At 50.8% G+C, this 17199-nt stretch carries 12 protein-coding genes and 1 pseudogene; 7 read left to right on the top strand and 6 right to left on the bottom strand.

Annotation, left to right across the window (positions count from 1 at the left end; all coding sequences use genetic code 11):
- Positions 1-43: 43 nt before the first annotated feature.
- On the bottom strand, positions 44-280 hold the full coding sequence (locus NKF25_RS14635; protein ID WP_253227391.1) for a hypothetical protein: 237 nt from the start codon (positions 278-280) through the stop codon (positions 44-46).
- Positions 281-961: 681 nt separating this feature from the next.
- Positions 962-1066 (bottom strand): annotated as a pseudogene (locus NKF25_RS14630) (PEP/pyruvate-binding domain-containing protein); the annotation flags it as partial.
- Positions 1067-1166: 100 nt separating this feature from the next.
- Here NKF25_RS14630 and NKF25_RS14625 point away from each other — a divergent pair.
- The gene (locus NKF25_RS14625) at positions 1167-1586 is read left to right on the top strand and encodes a hypothetical protein (protein ID WP_253227390.1); all 420 of its coding nucleotides are present in this window, start codon (positions 1167-1169) and stop codon (positions 1584-1586) included.
- Positions 1587-2381: 795 nt separating this feature from the next.
- On the opposite strand, the gene NKF25_RS14620 is transcribed toward NKF25_RS14625, so the two are convergent.
- A complete protein-coding gene (locus NKF25_RS14620) occupies positions 2382-3287 on the bottom strand; it encodes an ATP-binding protein (protein WP_253227389.1) in 906 nt (301 codons plus the stop codon).
- Positions 3288-4284: 997 nt separating this feature from the next.
- On the opposite strand from NKF25_RS14620, the gene NKF25_RS14615 reads away from it, so the two are divergent.
- From NKF25_RS14615 to NKF25_RS14600, 4 genes are all read left to right on the top strand, one after another.
- On the top strand, positions 4285-5610 hold the full coding sequence (locus NKF25_RS14615) for an orc1/cdc6 family replication initiation protein (protein ID WP_253227388.1): 1326 nt from the start codon (positions 4285-4287) through the stop codon (positions 5608-5610).
- Positions 5611-6682: 1072 nt separating this feature from the next.
- Positions 6683-7909, top strand: coding sequence for an orc1/cdc6 family replication initiation protein (locus NKF25_RS14610; protein ID WP_253227387.1), 1227 nt, complete (start codon positions 6683-6685; stop codon positions 7907-7909).
- Between the two features lie 698 nt (positions 7910-8607).
- Positions 8608-9501: a ParA family protein gene (locus tag NKF25_RS14605; RefSeq protein WP_253227386.1), complete on the top strand. Its 894-nt coding sequence runs from the start codon at positions 8608-8610 to the stop codon at positions 9499-9501.
- Positions 9461-9856, top strand: a complete 396-nt coding sequence (locus tag NKF25_RS14600) for a hypothetical protein (RefSeq protein WP_253227385.1) — start codon at positions 9461-9463, stop codon at positions 9854-9856. The genes NKF25_RS14605 and NKF25_RS14600 overlap by 41 nt, the downstream gene beginning before the upstream one ends.
- Before the next feature lie 335 nt (positions 9857-10191).
- Here NKF25_RS14600 and NKF25_RS14595 read toward each other — a convergent pair whose 3' ends face one another.
- Positions 10192-10500, bottom strand: a complete 309-nt coding sequence (locus tag NKF25_RS14595) for a helix-turn-helix domain-containing protein (RefSeq protein ID WP_253227578.1) — start codon at positions 10498-10500, stop codon at positions 10192-10194.
- Between the two features lie 356 nt (positions 10501-10856).
- On the opposite strand from NKF25_RS14595, the gene NKF25_RS14590 reads away from it, so the two are divergent.
- Entirely contained in the window at positions 10857-11702 is an 846-nt protein-coding gene (locus NKF25_RS14590; protein ID WP_253227384.1) for a hypothetical protein, read from the top strand.
- Between the two features lie 992 nt (positions 11703-12694).
- On the opposite strand, the gene bglX is transcribed toward NKF25_RS14590, so the two are convergent.
- Entirely contained in the window at positions 12695-14884 is a 2190-nt protein-coding gene (gene bglX, locus NKF25_RS14585) for a beta-glucosidase BglX (protein ID WP_253227383.1), read from the bottom strand.
- A 234-nt stretch (positions 14885-15118) separates the two neighbouring features.
- Here bglX and NKF25_RS14580 point away from each other — a divergent pair, with 234 nt between their 5' ends.
- A complete protein-coding gene (locus tag NKF25_RS14580; RefSeq protein WP_253227382.1) occupies positions 15119-15784 on the top strand; it encodes a sugar phosphate isomerase/epimerase in 666 nt (221 codons plus the stop codon).
- Between the two features lie 395 nt (positions 15785-16179).
- Here NKF25_RS14580 and NKF25_RS14575 read toward each other — a convergent pair whose 3' ends face one another.
- Entirely contained in the window at positions 16180-17067 is an 888-nt protein-coding gene (locus NKF25_RS14575; protein ID WP_256490534.1) for a glycoside hydrolase family 172 protein, read from the bottom strand.
- Between the last annotated feature and the right edge of the window lie 132 nt (positions 17068-17199).

The raw sequence follows: 17199 nt of genomic DNA, 5'->3' as shown, positions 1-17199 counted from the left end.
AGGCACGGTGGGGAGACACATTCGAAATCGCGGACTAACCTCGCTATTCAGCCCCGTAATCAGTAAGCCGGAGCTTCCCTTCGACTTCGTAAAGATGGCCCTTATTGTGCAGCCGTTCGACGATATCATCGGCAGCAGGCCGTCCAAGATCCTCTTCTTCCTTCAAAATCGCATACGCTTGCTCGTACGTGAGCTCTCCTTCATCCGGGAGTGCACTCGCGAGCGCATCAAGCGCTTCTTGGGCAAGTGGTGTGAGCGGCGATTTCCCATTTGGACCCATTCGTACTCCCAAATTAGAGGACACGATAGGTAAACCCTCGGACAGAGTTTCCTCGTGACACTATCTCGCTCATTGTAACAAGGGGAATAAGCAAACGACGTGGAAGGATGAGTTGGTCTGGGCACAGGAACCCACGTCGTCTGTTGGGGTACACTGACTGCAATCTACGCTTGGTACCCGACGGATAAAGACTTCAGCCAACCAGAGTGGAAGTGAAACTGAAGACACGAGAAGATTCGCGGCACCAACAACGTCAAGCCGAGAGCACACTGTCAAGGCGAATATCCATGGGTTAGTATATAATACTAACCGCCAATTCCCAACAAGATCAAATGCTCTAGTGGTGGTCTTGCTCTCCAAATCATCAAGAGTACTGTACTCAAGCAGAGGAACTCGTTAAGAGTCTCGAAGGGTAGGGGACACCCCCCACCGTGTCCGCATAATTTAGCCGCAATTAATCTGAATCTCAAGCTTATCATCATCTATCGACTTCTCGTATTGCAGGTCCACTCCCTGTTCTTTTCGATGGATTACCCCCCACCGAGTCCGCATAAATTCGAGACCAGGCGAGGTCATCGAAGCCATGCTTTCCGTGGTGCCTGAGGTCCCATGTTCGATGTTGCGACAGAACTGTTTGTTTTCCGCGGAATGGAAAGTATGGTAGCGACCAAACGCGATACCCATTCGATCGACGATTGCATCGCCCAGGACGTTGAGGAACCTCCCCTGTTGTCCCGCGAACGACGCGTCCGGTAGGTCTTCGGCTGTCGCACTCGAGCGAACGGCGTACGTCTCTCCCGGAATTGATCGCCATCGCGTCGAATGCGTCTTCGATCGCATTCGCCAAGGCGAATCTTCTTCGGTTAGTATGCTATACTAACCATCAATGCCAAACAAGATCAAGCGGTCCGGCGATGGCTTTGCTCTCCAAGTCACAAAGCCTGCCCGAGCCGCTGGACTCGTCGAAGAGGCCGACGACGAGCCGACCCGTCTCGCAGACATCCGCGTATTCGCATTTGACGGCCTTCTTCTTGTCGTCGACCTCGACCGAATCACCGACGAGAATATCGTCGAACTCGCGACATCAGCCGCGCTCGACACCGTCTCGATCCACCGAGTTGCAAACGCTTCACTTCAGATTGCAGGGAACGGCTATCAAGTCCAACTGCCAGGTGCCGCAGATGCAGGATTTCACGTCGGTGATCGAGCACCCTGCACACCAGCGCCAAATCTACTCGTGATTGCAGCAGAAGAATCGGGACGATTGGCAGCCGATATAGCGATGATTCGTCGAGAGCAGGTGTAAAATCGTCCGCTCTTGGTTAGTATAATATGCTAACAGATAGACGGATCCAGCCGGTCAATCGAATTGACAATGGTGCCCGATCTTGAGAAAACACCCCCGCATTGAACTACAAATGAAACCAGTGCCATGGAAAGGGGAGGGTCCGAAGAATAGAGGTGGATGGTATGATACTCAAAGATAGTGCTGGCTTTCGTAGTAGTCACACCACCTAACCGTCTCTTCCAACTATATAAACGGACACACCACTACTTCCATCATATGTCTGACGCACGTCAGACCTTCGTTTCCAACCCAACCATCTATTCCAATCTTTAAGTCAGTCTCCCCCCATCGTTTCCAACTTCAGGCTGAATAGCCAGGCATTCCACCATTTCGAACCATTCCAAAACTTCGAGGTATATAAAGAAGACACCCCACCGTTTCCAACTCACTCACCGAGCGTCGTTTGTCTATTCGCCTGTTCACGGAGATTGTCTAAGTCGTCAATTTCACCGTCCTCTTCTTGTTCGAGCGCATCGATCACGGTATCGAGTGGCGTGTCGAGCTTGTATTTATTCAGTCGGCCTCGGCCGCGCTGATCTCGATTCACGTTTTTCAGTATCCCGTTATCACACATCTCAAGTAAGTGTTCGTGCGCTCCACGTCGAGTAAGGGGGGTCACGACCGAATTTCCGAGCCACCGTTTTGTAGTACTCGTAGATATCCCTCGTCCCTGCTGGCGTCTTTCCCTGGGCAGCGAGATTCGTTACAGCGAGCAAGACGTACTTTCGATGGAGGTAGAAATCAAACCACTGATCAATCAAATATATCTGCAAGCTGTTGGAGGTTTACCAACTGCCAGCGATCATCAAGACTATCTCGCAGCCCGTTTTCGAAGCCAGACTTCGAGAAGAGTACGTATTCTTCCTCACGTTCACTCGTCTTCCACCGGACTTCATGCGCTTTCTCGCGCAAATCCTCTACCAGAGACATGCCGACGGGGGCGTTCGTCCACTTACACTCGCCAAAGAGTGCCGCTGGTGTCCGATCATCGAGCCCAACGAGATCGATTTTATGTTCACCGTACCACCACCGACCAATCGCTCCATACGAGCCGTTTAATTTGCCAGCTTTGGTGAGGTGCCAGAGTGCCTCTTGGCAGATATCTTCGAAGGTCGATGCAACGAACCGATCCAATTCTGGCATAATTCGGTCTTCGAGCACAAGCTCGGGTGCCTGTTCGATGCCCGATCGATTCGGCTCGACAAAGCGAAACCAGAACCGAAGAAATTCATCGCTGATTCCGTAGATCGACCGTTTTGACTTCTTTTCGATCGCCGTAACGGGGACCTTGCGTTTCACGAGTCGCAATCGACGGAGCCGTTGGAGATACCCCGAAAGTGGTCCAGAACCGATGTCCGTCTGTCCAGCGATCTCGTTCGGTGTGGTGTATCCATTCGCAATGGCCTCGAGGATACTCATGTATCGTGATGGATTGCGTAGTTCCGTCCGAAGTAAGAACTCTGGTTCATCGTAGAGGATCGACGTTTTCGAGAGGTGATTCTGGAGGAGATTCGCTTCGAGTGACTCGTCGTAGTCAAAGAGCGTGACCACGATTTGCTTGCCTCCTGTGAGAGTCTCTCCCAGGTAATCGACTGCATCGTGCCAGTCCTCGATACGTGGAACTCGTTCGCCTTGGTAGGCTGCTAACTCCTCGACCAATTTTTCTTGTTGGACTTTCGCCGAGTCTTGCGATGCGAGGTGATAGAGATGGGTGCGGTTCTCACAGAACGCCTTGATCAGCTCTGTTTTGCCGACTCGACGATGGCCATAGATGATGATAGGGCGGGGTAGTTCACTAGCTGGAGAGACGCACCCCTATCGACTTGTTCATCGAACCTCCGCATACGGAGAGTCACCTCTATCGATTTGTTCATTGGAGAGAAATCCAGAACGGATAATATAGAATCAATGAAGAGAAAATGTCGAAATTGAGAATAGCGATTCTCTAGACGTGATCGACGAATATATCTGGACAGTGATTTAAAGACCACACTCACACCCCTATCGATTTGTTCTAGCGGGAAAGAGCGTAGAGAGGTAGTCAATTACGGGGAATCCACGAGAAGATAGCATACCAGAAATCGCACTTTGATAATCTCGGAATTTATATACCCAAATAGTACCGTATTCGGCTGATTGCAGGCATATGGAACAAATCGATAGGGGTGAGACGATAGGAGTAGAATCTGGAAAACAGAGGAAGCAACAAATAGCGGCACGCTTCTGTTCTCTGTCTTGCGATTCTTTTGGTCTCTCTTTTAAGTAGCCGTTTGTCGGGAAATAGGCAGGATGGACGTAATTAGAACAAATCGATAGGGGTGTGTTCTTCTAGCTAGCTCTAGACTAGTACTAGAAAGAAAAGAAGAGAAGAAAAAAGACGATTCTCAGTTCTGTGTTAATCGTGGCGTAGATGCGACCACGACCACATTTGAGGATTCGACCACCCTCTCCGCCTTTGTGGTTAGAACAAATCGATAGGGGTGAGAGGGTGTGCTGGACTCATCGTGAGTCGATCCAGGCGGGGACTTATTAACAAATCGTCGGAGGTCAAGGAAGGCAGTAATGTAACCTCCCGATATCCTGTTTCTGAGCGCTATACCGGAAGAAAAGAAATCGACGGGGGAAACTTTTAGTATCCTGATAGAGTGGGTCAAGTATGCCCACAGACCCTGGTCCCGAGGAAACCCCTAAGTCTACGGGTTCTATCAAAGATCTCATCCTCGAGCAGGAGGAAGCTGCGAGTCTCATCAAGAACCGTTCCCTCCTCGAACCGAACGAAATCGTTGATGAAGAACGGATCGTCGGCCGTGATACCCAGCTCACGGATATTACTCAGCATCTTCGCGTTGCGATTAGTAACGAGCGGCCACCGAATCTCTTCCTCTATGGACCGTCTGGGACCGGAAAATCACTCATCATTAATGCCGTCTGCCAGAACATCGTTGAACTCTGCGAAAGTCGTGATATTCGGTTCGGTGTCATCCAGATGAACTGCCAGAACGTGGGGACCCTCGGTGCGGCCGTTTATGAGCTTGCCCGAAAGGTGGCAAACAACATCGGAACGACTGTCGACGTTCCAGAACACGGCATTCCAACCAAGAAAAAATGGCGCGAACTCTACCGTCTTATCAACGAACATTACGATACGGTCGTGGTCATCCTCGATGAACTCGATATGCTCGTCGGTCGTCGCGATAAGGATGAGCCAGCCTTCTCCCGGCTTCTCTATCAGCTCTCTCGTGCTGGAAGCACCGATGAAATCAGCGCTCAGGTTTCCGTGACCGCCATTACTAACGATACGAAGATGATGGAGAATGTCGGTAGTCGTGCTCTCAGTTCGTTTACCCCTGAGGATGTCCATTTCAGCGACTACGACGCCAATCAGCTCCGGGAAATCCTCCAGGCCCGTGAAGATGCTTTTCATGAGGATGTACTCAGTGACGACGCCATCCCGCTCGCAGCAGCATTCGCCGCACAAACCAATGGGGACGCACGGAAAGCGATCGATCTGATGCGAACAGCGGGGTCGATTGCAGAAAAAACAGGTGCGGACAAAGTCCTGGAAGAGCATGTTCGAGAAGCCCAAGATAAGGTTGAACAGAACCGCGTATTAGAGGTAACTCGTGGGATTAGCACGCAGAAGAAGCTCTGTCTCTTCGCAACTGCAGCTGTGGCACGTGAAACTGGAACTGGTGCAGCGAAAAGCCCGATTGGGTACCGAGTGTATCAGTATCTTACGGGCACTCTTGGTTCGGATCAGTATCACCAGGAGACGTACGTGAATAAGATGAAGGAACTCACGACGTATTCGTTGGTCGAGACAGAGCGGAAGAGCCAAGGCCCACACTCGGGCAGCTACCTCGAGTTCACGTTTGGTGAAAACCCAGAGACCATCATCGAAACGCTCCGGGAAGATTCGCGCCTAGACGACGTCCATGATGACGAACTCCGTTCTGTTGTGAACGCACAGCTCAAGCAGTAACTTATTTCTCGAACAAATCGATAAGGGTGTGGGTGTTATCGATAACCCAGCTCTACCGTTGACAAGAACAAGTCGATAGGGGTGTGTCTATACGGCTTGGTGGTCTTTCACACAACAAATCGATAGAGGTGACTCTCCGAATTTCGGGTTTCTGACATTCTATGAAAGCAGTCGCAACCATCTGGATTTTGTGAATAATTTACAATTCCCACGCAATTCGAGTAGGGTAGATGAATTTCATTGATCACGTTTTCCTTCGCGGTAATCGAAACCGTCTCTGTGTTTCGTCGAGAACAGATGGCACGAGCGCATGCATACAGTGAGATGGAAGGAGCCCGTGATCTCAGAACAGATCTTGCACGGCAACTCAATCGTGATAAGGGCGCGTTAGTCGTGACCTCAAAACGCTGACCTGCCATAGTGGGGTAGAGTTGGCGTCGCCCTGGATATTGAACAAGCAAACCGTTCTCTCGCTTTTTTCCTTAACCCGACAGTATTGAGCACCACCTCGACTTGCGATATCTAGCGAGGCCACACCACCTTTGCACGTGAATGGAAACAACGGTCCCATGAACAGAACACACCACTCTTGCATGTGAACATCACCGTATAACCAGTTCAGACAGAGTTCTGGAACCAGAGAGACACCACTCTTGCAAGTGAAGCTAGTCGTGGAAAGGGGTAGGTGATGAGAAATGCATCTAAACCACGGATACAACTGAACGAGAGAACTAACTCGTTCAAATAACTAACAAAAAAGCAGTCGCACACCACTGCTGCAAGTGAACTCATGAATGACTGTCGGTACTGACCGAAGAAGACAAATTCACGAAGACTATAACACTTCCCGGAAATTCAGCGGATAAACGCTGTATCTCGCCTGTTTTCACTTGAACAGGTGGTGTGTCAGCCAATGTGTCAACGCTTTAGTTGTAATCGTGCACTGTTGTTCTCTTACTAAACTCTCTCTTACTAGCTTCACTTGTAACAGTGGTGTGTGTCTGTTCTAGTGTTCACTTGAATCAGTTGCAGCTATGGTTTTATATGGATGGGACATAAGTATTGAGACAGAATGCGGCGGTTCACCCGAAAACAAAATATTTTCACAAACAAGGACGCGCTCAACGAGTCCTATCAACCCGAGCGTATCCAAGAACGCGATGAGGAGATCGACGCGTACATGAACGCTCTACAACCCGTCGTCGACGGATGGGAGCCAAACAATATTTTCGTATACGGGAATACAGGAGTTGGGAAAACTGCAGTCACCGATTTCCTCCTTGATAGACTCCGTGAAGACATCGAACAGTACGACGACATTGACCTTCATGTACTCTCACTCAACTGTAAAACACTCAATTCGTCCTATCAAGTTGCTATCGAACTGGTGAACGAGCTCCGACCCGAGGGTGCTGAAATCAGTTCGACAGGATATCCACAGCAAACGATCTTCAAAAAACTCTACACTGAACTCGACAAGCTTGGCGGAACAGTCCTCATCATCCTTGACGAAATCGACTCCATCGGTACTCGTGATGAGTTGCTCTATGAACTTCCTCGTGCGCGATCAAATGACAAGCTCACCGAGACGAAAGTTGGTTTGATTGGTGTCAGTAATGATTTCAAGTTCCGAGATCGGCTCGATCCTCGTGTCCAAGACACACTCTGTGAACGGGAACTTCATTTCCCGCCGTATGACGCGCCTGAACTCCAGAATATTCTCGAGTCTCGCGTTGATGTTGCACTTGCAGAAGGGTCTATCGAAGATAGCGTCCCACGCCTCTGTGCTGCGCTCGCTGCAAAGGATAGTGGCAGTGCTCGTCAAGCACTCGATCTCCTTCGACTCGCGGGTGAGCATGCTGAAAACAGAGACGATGACATCATTACAGAATCGCATGTCGAAGCAGCAAAAGAGATGCTCGAACAGGAGCGCGTTGAAGAAGGGATGCGAGAACTAACCGTCAATGGTCATTTTGCCCTTCTAGCAGTCGTCTCAATGGCTGCAAAAGGTGATACGCCGTGTCGTACTCGACGTATCTATGAGGAGTACACCGACCTTTGTCAGTTTGCAGGTGTCGATCCGCTTGCTCAGCGGTCCGTACATAACCATCTGTCTGATCTAAGAATGTTGGGTATATTGACTGCCGAGGAGAATCGGAGTGGATCCCGTGGAAATTACTACAGCTATGCACTAGATGTTCCCTTCTCTAGTGCGCTGTCGGCGCTCTCTGATGTGCTATCTTTAGAAGAGACGCTGACGAAGTTAGAAACGCTCGCACAGCAAAATGACGTTCTGTAGTTCTGGTTTTCACTTGCAACAGTGGTGTCTGACGAAGGTAGATTTGTAGTACCGATCTGGTTGCGTGAGATCAAAAATAACCATTTGTCCCCAGACCATCTGGCGGGACCACACCACTCTTGCATGTGAACCGCATCGTGTGACCAGTTTAGAGAGAGTACGGGAACCAGAGAGACAACACTGCTGCTAATGAAGCCAAGAGCGAAGTCGGAACTATCCCTCTCACACAGCGGTTTTCCTGAGTTAACAAACAATGAGTTGATCTTTATCTGTGACGAGGATGGGTATCTCTGTATTGATACCGGCTATAACGATGAACTCAGGAAAACCGCTATGGTGGCCGTCACTGAAATTGAGAAACCAGGACCTGATAGTGCTGTTCTGTGTCGATATCTTTGCCCTGAAGGACGTGAGAGGAACCAATTCTTTTCGTAATTCATTGGACGAGGTGGACTGTGGAAATGTGGTGTGATGGATACAGCACGTCCAGTGTATTTGCCCAATTTGTCTCACATCTCAAACTCACCCTTTAACCTCGATTACAGAATCTGCATACTATATACAAATACAGGATATGTATATTATGATTCTGGCGCTTTCTACCTGACAGACAAGGCTAATACGAGACCTTGCTATCCTCTTCATCTCGTTGTCTGACGTACCTTTTTGTATCTTGTATATGTATACAGCAAATGCATATGGTCACTGTATCGAGTAACCGGATACTACGTGCTGCAACCTACGTTGAAAAAGGCGGGGTTGGCAAGACAACCACGTCTGCACACGTAGCTGTTGCAGCTGCACGGGAGCATGGCCTTAACGTGCTCCTCATTGACTTAGCAGGGAAGCAAAACGACTTGTCCACTCACTTTGGGATGAACGATGAGGTCGATGATATCGATGCTCCTATCTCCGCTATCTTTGGCGAAGATTGGGAATTCATCCGAGACAATATCCCAGATGTCGTTGATCGCATGGTCTATGATACGGGAGAAGGTATTGACCTTATTCCTGCAGACCCTGGGCTCGGCGGTGCAGATAATAATCTCGCAAACGTTCCCATTGAGGAGCGTTTTTCGAAGCTAAATGAGTTCATCACCGAAGACCTGAGCGATCGTTACGATTTCGTGTTGCTCGATTTGCCGGGCAAAGAGGACAACATTGCGTTGAACGGATTGTTCGCCGCCAGAAACGTCATTGCACCACTCAAACCTGGTGCGTTCGAGCGGAATCAGCTAGATAATCTTCGCGACGATCTCGATGACCTTCGCGAAGAACATCCAATCGATCCGCAGCTCGCGATGGTCATTCCGACGATGGTGAAGAGCTCGACGAACTTATCAAAGGAATTCGTTGCTGAACTCCAAGAAGCATATCCAGACCAGGCAGCCCCGGTTCCTGTCCCGAATTCACAGGATATCTCGAAGAAGCAAAACGAAGGCTGCACACTGTTCGCTGTCCCTGAAGATGAGCTGTACAATACAGGGCAGCGTGTGCTAAACGCGTACCGTGAGAACACCACCGAACTCCTCAACCGACTCACAGAGACCAATGAGCCAAGACAAAGCAGAAAAGCTCCTCCAGAGCAGTAAAAACCAGAAACGTTCAACGTCCGAACCGTCCCAGGCCGACGAGACTGTTGAACTGACGCAGACTGTTCAGAACGCCTATGAAGCAATTGACAACGGCGATGCCAGCTCAAACATCACTGTTCGAGATACGAATCTCGCAGCCCTGTTTCACGGACTCGAGGAGTCTGGCGAGCTCGAAAACGTTGCCGCAGATGCACGCCGGGCGCTCAACCGAGAAAATGATTCCAATGTGAATCGAAGCCAGACTATTGGGGATCTCATTCGAGTTGGGTTGCAAGAAGTGGCTCCGAATACAGTTGATCAAGCGATGAAGGCAAAAAAAGAATACCTCCTGTCTAAAGAAGACGAATTCTGATCTCTTCGTTTGTTTTCTACTTCTGGTTGTGAATTCCGAAGTTATATCCTGGATGTGAAAACAGAAGGAATATGCTGAATATGTATACAATTCGCTGATGCTGGTGAACAATCTGTACCCTACCTTGTATGGACTGAATCACTCATTTCTGATGTGAATTCTGTATTCGCATATAGTATCTGTATATTGTATTCGGCCTCCGATATCTATCCGTTGAATGCCTGTTGGAAATCTCTTACTAGATTATTCTACTGATGCAGATCTGAATTTGGAATCCTTCTTCTGTGTTTGTATACAATATCTGTATGCTGTATCCGTATTCAGTATATGGTGATTCACTCCGAGGAAAGCTGAGACAATTGGGATGTTACTGCATTTGTCCAACTGTTCACTTCATGTTGTAGCCACTCCGTCATCTCAGGGAGTGGTTGAGCGACATGCAAATACTTGACACCACCACTATTGACAGTACGAGGATACCGAGTGACCAATTCCTGTTCATATAGCGGTTGTAGTTGCTTCCCTACCGTACTCTGATCACGGTCGAGAATTTCAGCAATTTCAGCGATTGTGCTGTGTGGATAATCGAGGACAGTGAGGTATACACGAAATGCTGCTATATGTACTCCACAGACCGTGGCCATCGTCTCCGTGAGCTCCAACTCGGATTTTTCATCCAACAATCTGCTCCGCATTCTTCTGACTTTCCAAAGTCACTATTGTCGCTGACGACTACTGACGAACTCGAGCAGCATCCGTACCGGGATCCAGATCGATTGCAGACGGCCTACGAGCAAGCAGGAACAATCGCGGGCACGGCCACCTACTTCGATGTGTCAGAGACGGCAGCACGCATCTGGCTAATTCACTACGGGATCTATGACCCCGACACGCAGGGGCTTTCCCAAGTTGCAAACCAATTGGAAGAGCTATCGCCCCAGGATTTGGGCCTCCAACCATTGGGTGAGCGTCGATGAAGACACCGAATTTCGGAGGTGAGATGTCAATCGGATTGTCACCCGACGAAGTTGACGAGAGCGCGGTCTCGGACGACGACTTTGCCGCCGCGATGGGAATGGACATGGCAGAGCCGAACACAGGTACGACCAAACAGGAGGTCCCCAGCCGGGAGACGATGTGGACAGTGATCCAACAGCAGGCCGAGCAGATCGATACGCTTGAACAGCGCGTTGCTGACCTCGAAACGGCCACCGAAAAGGCGAGTACGGCACGGACGGATCTTGCCGCAAACACACACGAGGCAAACGAGAACGCAAAGGCTGCGCGGGAGATATCGAAAGCGGCCACAGCGAAGGTGAGCCAACTCGAAGCCGAGATCGAAGACGATGGCGAACCGTCGAACACCGCTGGTCTACCGGGTGACGTCGATCCGGCTACGTCCCCGCTGGATCTGTACGCGAACTGTTCACCGTACCAAGTGAAAAAGCGGCTCGTGGACGAGAAAAACAAAAAGAACTCGTGGCGGGCGGTAACAGCTGCTCGGCGATGGGACGAGTTTGCCACACGGCGGAAAAACGGCTCGGGCGTCTTCTGGACGCGGACGGATCTGAAGCAAGCGATCACTGCCATCGATGGCGAGAAACCGCACGGGACGACGGTCACTCGCGTGTGGAACGCGCTCGTCGAGCTTGGTGGCTCGGACGTGACGGTCAAAGAGCGCCGTGTGAGTCAGCGACAAGAGAAAATCAAGATTGTGGCGATGGACATGGATACAGTTGAAGGGCTGAATGAAATGCGGTATCACGAGTTCGATCTTCTCGACAATGGCGCAGTCACGGGTGGCGTCACACCCGTTGTGACCGGACGTGACGGTAGTGGGGTGTGAGAACGGCGCGAAAACAGAACACGGTTGATACGTTGGACGAGACCTGACGTGTAGACTGCCTCTGGTTGCGGCTTGGGGTGGTTCCTCACGTCTCCAACGCCTCTTATTCGAGTCACAACTAAGAAAGAAGCACAATTTATTCAGATGTGGTGTAACTGTATGTTACAGCTTCCTTGTGGTTTCGGTCTCGTATCTGATCACAACGGCTGTGACTCATCATTTTCATGTCTATTTATTTTGCATGCAGTCCCGGCATCACGGCGATCTTCGCTAGTGCGGTATTTTCACTGTCTGTATCGTTTGTATGCGGGTGGAAGCGTATGTAGATGGTTAGACCGACTGAAATCGTGCATTTTAGGTCCACTATTACTGGCGGAGTCTCATCTTTACAACTTCGAAAGGGGAATCGATGCATATCTTGGTATAAAGAAGTAACTACGATCTTCTCTCCTTGTCCGATTATTAAATAGCTTACTATCTCGGGGGCTTTCCATTTTCTCCCATTACAAATATAGTCCTGTAATTCCTGTCCTGATCCTTGTTATTAATTCACTATCATGGGAAATCTTCATTTACCTTGTTGACAGTTATGGTAGACATCATCCTTGATTTAAGATCCCTGGTGATCTCTTCACGAAGTTTCCGACGATAGTGAATGCTCTTTCCTATACTTCCACTGCTGAACCGAAATGAATTGACCTTTGTTATCGAACTAGCGATTCACGTGAATGACATTCGATTAGCACTCCGAACGACAGTAGCAAGACCAGTGTCACATTGAAAGGCTAATCTCGAGGATATCAACCTTCGATGAGACGTATTCACTATCGCTGAAAATATCGATTTTGGCCGCAAAGCAGCTCATTGTGAATCGGTGATGATCCCGAGATACACTGTATTCGTAGTCTCTTCGTTGAGACCAATCAGATTCCAGTCCGAGGGAGAAACTTGATCTCAAACGGACCCAAATCTAGTCGAACCAGAAACCGTGCTCACGCTCGAAGTTCAAAAGAATCAGTCAGCCGAATGTCATCGGACGCATGCCCGATCATCACGTCGAACTCGCCCGGTTCTGCAGCGAAGACTTCATCAGCGGTCCAGAAAGCGAGATCGTCGCTTTCTATCTCGAATGTTACTTCGCGGCGCTCGCCAGGTTCGAGTTCTAGCTTTCGGAACCGTTTCAACTCCTTGACTGGACGGGCGCGGCTGCCAACGAGATCATGTATATAGACCTGAACAACTTCCGTTCCTACGACATCTCCAATATTTTCGACGGTCAAGCCTATCGAAAGCGGTTCATTCATCTTGATAGTCGATGCACCGAGTTCGAGATCAGCGTATTCGAAGGTCGTGTAGCTAAGCCCGTGACCGAACGCATACAGCGGGTCGTTCGGAATGTCGAGATAAGACGTCCCCCAGCCAGCTTCTGCGCGGTGTTGCGGTCGACCGGTCGGTAGATGATTGTAGTGGATCGGTACTTGGCCAACCGTCTGCGGGAAGCTCATCGGAAGCCGACCCGATGGTTGATGGTTGCCAAAGAGCACGTCTGCGATAGCATCGCCAGCTTCCGTTCCGAGGAACCACGTTTCCAGAATCGCAGGAACGTTCTCGCTTAGCCAGGGGAGAGCGAGTGGGCGTCCGTTCATAAGTACGGCAACCACGGGTGTTCCTGTTGCCTGCAGCGCTTCGAGGAGTTCTTGTTGCTCACCCGGGAGATCGATGTCAGATCTGCTCGAAGCTTCGCCTGAAAGTTCATATGACTCACCGACTGCGACCACCGCTACATCTGTCTCCTCTACGGTCTCGATGGCTTCTTCTCGGAGAGTTGCCGATACCATACCGGAACGGTCGCATCCCTGCGCATATCGCACCTCAGCATTATCGACTGTCCCCTCGATACCGTCCAGGACGCTCACGGCGTCTTCTGGTCGACCGCAACCGCGCCAGTCACCGAGTACGTCGTCCGCGCTGTCAGCAAGTGCACCGACGACGGCAATTGAATCGACATCGTCCAAGGGGAGCACATCACGTTCATTCTTCATGAGTACGATGGACTTTCGAGCAACATCACGGACGATTTCTCGATGAGTCTCATTCAGGACGGTCTCCTTTCGGCGCTCGTCGTCGAAGTAACGATACGGGTCCTCGAAGAGGCCAAGACGGTACTTGGAACGAAGGACACGACGCACGGCGTCATCGACCAACGCCTCATCGATAGTTCCGTCTTCAACGAGGTTGACGAGTTCATTTGTGTAGATATGGCCGACCATGTCCATATCGGATCCTGCTTCGATAGCGAGTTCAGCGGCGTCACGCTCATCGCCAGCCACTCCGTGATAGATGAATTCGCGGAACGAATTCCAGTCGGAAACGACGAATCCGTCGAACGCCCATTCGTCTTTGAGCACATCTCTGACGAGACGTTTGCTTGCACCCGCAGGAATCCCTTCGAATACGGTGAACGCATTCATTACCGTGCCGACGCCCTCAGTTACCGCGGCTTCGAACGGTGGTAAATGGATGTCACGGAGCGTACTCTCAGAGATATCGACCGTGTTGTATTCTCGTCCAGCCTTGACCTCACCGTAGGCAGCGTAGTGCTTCGCGCAAGCGAGGACAGTGTCTGCGGCAGTGAGGTCGTCACCCTGGAACCCACGGACCCGTGCCGCCGCAAGTTCACCCGCAAGATAAGGGTCCTCGCCGCTCGTTTCCATCGATCGTCCCCATCGGGCGTCTCTCGCCACGTCAACCGGTGGACCAAATGTCCAGTGAATTCCCGACGCTGAGGCTTCGGCGGCGGCGACGTTAGCACTCGCACGAACGGCGTCAGGGTCCCAACTCGCGGCTTCGCCGAGGGGGATTGGCGAGAGTGTTCGGAAACCGTGGATGACGTCGTAACCGAACAATAGCGGAACGCCATGTTCGGTCTCCTCTACAGCGATACGCTGGTAACGTTCACGGTTCTCGAGGCCGTCCGCGTTCAACACGGAGCCGACCTTCCCGTTTCTGATTTCATCTTCGAGATCGACATCCTCAACGGCTGGCCCTGTCTGTTCGGAGCCGTTGAGTTGATTCAGCTGCCCGACCTTCTCTTTTAACGTCAATCTTGCTAGCAAACCATCTATCTCGTTTTCGAAAGGTATCTCTTCTTCTGGATCCTCAGAATCTTGATTAGCGGCCATCTTCGGTAAACAATACGATACAGGACCACAGGTTCAATGTTTTGGTTCCCCTGTGATCGTTAATGAAAATCTCACAGTATAGTTGTCTATTAGTAGTCTGCTCTTTAGCATTGATGCCAGAAATCACGACCAAAAGACTATACATTATGTGTTAGAGTACACCATATGGCAAACAATGGGATACAGTTGTACGTACTACGTGAGCACGAGTCGTCTCTCCCGAAGCTAATTCGAATGGTATCGGACGCTGGCTTCACTGGTGTCGAATTCGCCTTTCGACTCTCGGACGCCGACCAAGACGCAGTTCGAGACGTGCTCAACGAAACAGGAACCGAGGTTGCAGGAGCCCATGTTCCTATCGAATGGCTAGAGACTGACTTCGACGAGACGATGGACCGCTATCAGAGACTTGGTTGTGAAACCGTCGTCATTCCGTCGATTGATGACTCGTACTTCGAGTCTAAATCGACCGTCGCAAACGCTGCCGACCGCTTGATGCAATTGGCCAAGCGGATCGACGACCGAGGCATGCAGTTTTGTTATCATAATCATGCCCACGAATTCGTTCGCCTCGAGGACCAATGGGCGTTCGACGAACTCGTCGCGGCAACTGACGAATCGGTTTCGTTCCAACTCGATCTCCCTGCAGCCCTGTACGCCGGTGCTGATCCGGTCGCACTTCTCCATCGGGTCGGCGATCGGACGCAGACGGTTCACTTCTACGACCGGGACATAGACACGAAAGCATCCGTCTCGTTCGGTGACGGTGACGTCGATCTCTCGGGATGCATTGCAGCAGCAAGGGAGGTCGACGTAGAATGGGTATTATACGAGGGTGATTACGAGAAGGACACACTCCAGGGCGCAGCATCGACGATTTCAGAGCTGATCGCCGACTGAAAGACGGGTGCTTTCCCGCTCTCGAAATATGCTGTGACCACATCCTACGCGATCACTTCCCATGAGTGCTCGCTCGAGGCATAGATTTCATCCATAATCAGGATTGTTTTCATGGAGAACTCACTGGGGGGATTGTCTGTTCGTTTTTTCCTGAGTGCGGTGATCCAGTGGTACGAGGGGTGTACGCAGTCCCGGACGACTGGAGATCAGATGTCCATTCGAGACGATGTTTCCTGAACTCGTGGGGCTCGGCCGATGCTGTTAGCTCGGAGGACCACGAATCGTAAGTCGATTGCTTGTAGTCGAATCGATATGGATCTGCCACCCACAGCCAACAATGATTGCATTCATTGGGATAACCAATGTGTTCGGTCGCGACATCGGAAGTTTATGGCTCAGCGAGGTCGACGTTCACGTCGTTCCGGAATATCAGGGAACGGAGCATGTGGTTCTCGCTGATACCAGTAGGCGACCGACGCGATATCGTCGGAGCGTTCAAACAATTCCGAGCCATCATGGCCGATGTCCTGAATGGTCACTCGGATATCCTCGTGAAATCGAATGGGGTCGGGAATGTGCCAGCGGTATAGTCCATGTCGTGGCGGTCGACCACGTTCATCGTCGTACAACGGGTATCCGAGAAAAGCTGTCGAGTACGTTTGTGCGTCGGCATACGTAGACGAACCGGGATTCCAGAAACACCATGCACCACCGACGTAATCTTCCGCCCCGCTCCCACAGATGGTCGGAAACTTGTCGTCACCATCGAGGTAGAACTTCACCTCGCCCTCACCCCACCAATGCTCGCCGAGTGCAGTCCACGCTAAGTATGTGCCGACGTAGTGGCCCTCACCTTCGACCCCATCGAGGATGGTGACGTCCTCTCCAAGTGAAACCGGGTTCTGACGCCGCCATTGACTGTGAAAGTACGCAACATCATCGGACATCGACGGCACTTCCGAGTAATCGAATTGGTAGAAAAACACTACGTCGTCGGGGTGGTCGGATTCGATAGTCACCCTGGCATGCTCACGAAACGGCATCGGGAAGTAGCTGTTGAAGCCACCACTCGGTGCGACGATGATCGGCATGGAATCGACGGTGCATCGCTTCCCATGACCATTACAGAAGAAGTCTCCAAGCGGGACTTCGACCGATGGATCGGGTTCGTCGTCCCAATACATTCGAAGGACGAGGTTCCGCAGAGGGTAATCATTCGAGGGAGTCTCTTCGGCCGTAGTTATCCAGATGTGTTTGATGATTCCTGGTCCGTCGGTATCCATTAGTTCGACTGTCTCACCGCTCCCGACGGTTATCGATGGTCGTCCTTTCCGACTAGGTCCTAATTTACTTGCATCCTGTCCTCCCTCTCCGACTTTGCCGTCCGGGTTTTCTGCGGTGATAGAACGGCTGTC

The sequence above is a fragment of the Haladaptatus sp. AB643 genome (assembly GCF_024136975.1).
Taxonomy (GTDB): domain Archaea; phylum Halobacteriota; class Halobacteria; order Halobacteriales; family Haladaptataceae; genus Haladaptatus.
The sequence above is the reverse complement of the archived record's forward strand: the minus strand, read 5'-3'. Positions and strand labels throughout refer to the sequence as shown.

Excerpts from the sequence above, each read along its gene's own strand:
- NKF25_RS14615 (WP_253227388.1), top strand. The coding sequence starts at position 4,285 with ATGCCCACAGACCCTGGTCCCGAGGAAACCCCTAAGTCTACGGGTTCT.
- NKF25_RS14575 (WP_256490534.1), bottom strand. The coding sequence starts at position 17,067 with ATGGATACCGACGGACCAGGAATCATCAAACACATCTGGATAACTACG.
- NKF25_RS14635 (WP_253227391.1), bottom strand. The coding sequence starts at position 280 with ATGGGTCCAAATGGGAAATCGCCGCTCACACCACTTGCCCAAGAAGCG.
- NKF25_RS14605 (WP_253227386.1), top strand. The coding sequence starts at position 8,608 with ATGGTCACTGTATCGAGTAACCGGATACTACGTGCTGCAACCTACGTT.
- NKF25_RS14610 (WP_253227387.1), top strand. The coding sequence starts at position 6,683 with ATGCGGCGGTTCACCCGAAAACAAAATATTTTCACAAACAAGGACGCG.
- bglX (WP_253227383.1), bottom strand. The coding sequence starts at position 14,884 with ATGGCCGCTAATCAAGATTCTGAGGATCCAGAAGAAGAGATACCTTTC.
- NKF25_RS14625 (WP_253227390.1), top strand. The coding sequence starts at position 1,167 with ATGCCAAACAAGATCAAGCGGTCCGGCGATGGCTTTGCTCTCCAAGTC.
- NKF25_RS14590 (WP_253227384.1), top strand. The coding sequence starts at position 10,857 with ATGTCAATCGGATTGTCACCCGACGAAGTTGACGAGAGCGCGGTCTCG.
- NKF25_RS14595 (WP_253227578.1), bottom strand. The coding sequence starts at position 10,500 with ATGGCCACGGTCTGTGGAGTACATATAGCAGCATTTCGTGTATACCTC.
- NKF25_RS14600 (WP_253227385.1), top strand. The coding sequence starts at position 9,461 with ATGAGCCAAGACAAAGCAGAAAAGCTCCTCCAGAGCAGTAAAAACCAG.
- NKF25_RS14580 (WP_253227382.1), top strand. The coding sequence starts at position 15,119 with ATGGTATCGGACGCTGGCTTCACTGGTGTCGAATTCGCCTTTCGACTC.